This window comes from Chitinophaga niastensis (genome assembly GCF_003014755.1).
GTDB classification, from domain to species: domain Bacteria; phylum Bacteroidota; class Bacteroidia; order Chitinophagales; family Chitinophagaceae; genus Chitinophaga; species Chitinophaga niastensis.
Map to the genome: position 1 here is coordinate 1 of NZ_PYAW01000022.1, position 2,205 is coordinate 2,205.

Below are 2,205 nucleotides of genomic sequence, written 5' to 3' on the forward strand. Positions count from 1 at the left end.
TCTCTCAAGGCGCAGCAACTGTTCGTTAATTCTATTGATTCTTTGGGCAGCATGAAGTCCCGCATGCAAGGAAAGCTGGGTAAATTATCCCGGCCATTGCAGTCAGGTGGTCCTTACCTGGACAGCCTTCAAAATTCACTTGCTTTTTTAAAACAATCAAAGGATTTATTGAATCAGTCGAAGGGAGCTACTGATAAATTAAATAGTTCGCTTCAGTCGGTAGAACAGTTGAAGGATAAACTGCAACAGGCAGAAGAGATCAAAGCGTTTATACGGGAGCGTAAACAATTATTGAATGAACAGCTAAAACAATACACTGGTTTCTCCAAAGATCTGCAGAAAATGAATAAGGAAGCTTATTACTATTCTCAGCAGCTGAAAGAATATAAAGAAGTATTTAAAGATAAAAAGAAAGCGGAGCAGAAAGCGATGGAGCTGATGCAAAAAGTTCCTGCTTTTAATGATTTTATACAACAACATTCTCAACTGGCCAGCTTATTTAATATACAGGGTGCTGCTGCTGCTGCGCAAAGCCTGGAAGGCTTACAAACACGTAGCCAGGTGGAACAGCTGATTCAGCAACGTATAGGAAGCGGCGGCCCCAGTGCAGGCGCAGGAGTAAGCCAGCAAATGGCAGAAGCGCGGAGTAAGATGGATGAGTTAAAAAGTAAGTTCCCGGATCTGGACAACGCTGCAGATATGCCCAACTTTAGGCCGAATCAAATGAAGACAAAAAGCTTCCTGCAAAGATTGGAGTTTGGGAGCAACATCCAGTTTCAGCGCAGCAATAAATTTTTCCCTACTACCGGAGATCTGGCAGGGCAGGTAGCTTACAAGTTCCACAAAAATGGGAGCACCGGGTTGGGGCTTTCCTACAAGCTGGGCATGGGTACCGGCTTTGATAATATCCACTTCTCCAACCAGGGAGTAGGTATACGGTCCTTCATCGACTGGAAGTTAAAAGGCACTTTTTTTCTTAATGGTGGTTATGAACAAAACTATCAGCCCAATTATGTAGCGCTCCCGGATGGAGTTGGACAACAGTGGACACAGAGCGGGTTGATAGGGATCAGTAAAAAGTATAAGATCAATAGTAAGATGAAAGGCAATATCATTTTGCTATTTGATTTTCTATATAATCAGCATGTACCGAAGACGGATCCTATAAAGCTAAGGACCGGTTACACCTTTTGATAATAAAACAATTTTAAATCTATAAATAGTTATGAAGAGAAAAATCTTACAATTAATTCCTGTATTCTTCTGCATGTTTTCCTATTCCACCGTAGCGCAGAATATGGTGTTTGATACTTTGACGGCAAAGGTGGGTGCCAATAAAAATATTACATGGACGACTTCTACTTTTGGGAATGGTTTTGGACATAAAATTTATTCATTTGATCCAGGGGGAAGGACCGATCTCCGGATTGCTGCAAGGAATAATTCTGCTACCTGGACGGATGTGATGAACATCACTTCTTTGGGTAATGTGGGTATTGGAAATGTGAACCCTCAATGTCTTTTCCATGTAACTGCATTCAACAACACTAATAGCCTGGCTGCTTTATTATGGGGGCAGTATTATGGCACTGCCATTTCAGTACAGGCAACAGGTGCCAGCAACTATGCGCTCATGGTTAATTCCAATCAGAACAGTGACGGTACAGCAGCAAGTGGAGGTGTCAAAAATCTTTTATTTGTCAGAGCCGATGGCAATGTGGGAATAGGAACGCTTTCTCCTTCGGCAGGACTGCATGTGACACAGGTGAGTACCTTACCGAATGGAGACAGGGCCGCGGCAATATTAGGTAACGCGTATAATGACTGGACCTATTTTGGTGGAATTACCGGAGGGAAGATCAGAGGCAGCAATGAAGGATACCTGGCACTGGAAACCAATCCGGGTTCGAATAATGCGATGTTCATGAACTCCGTTTCTTCCGGGAATATTTTAATGGTAAATGGTGGCGGAAATGTAGGTATTGGAACAAACACCACCAACGGATATAAGTTGGCAGTTAACGGCGTAATAGGAGCACGCCGGGTTAAAGTAGAACAGATTGCCTGGGCTGATTTCGTATTTCAACCGGAGTATGAATTGCCTTCTTTACAATATGTAGAAACTTTTATCAAAGAAAATAAGCATCTGCCAGAAATTCCTTCTGCTAAAGAAGTAGAGAAAGATGGGCTGGATTTGGGAGAGAT

The 2,205-nt window shown here is 42.6% G+C and carries 1 protein-coding gene and 1 pseudogene; both read left to right on the forward strand.

Annotated elements, in window-relative coordinates:
* Positions 1 to 1,194, forward strand: a 1,194-nt coding sequence (locus CLV51_RS29315; RefSeq protein ID WP_106531565.1) for a hypothetical protein, incomplete at its 5' end; no start/stop codon positions are given.
* Positions 1,195 to 1,225: 31 nt separating this feature from the next.
* Positions 1,226 to 2,205, forward strand: a pseudogene (locus CLV51_RS28760) (hypothetical protein); the annotation flags it as partial.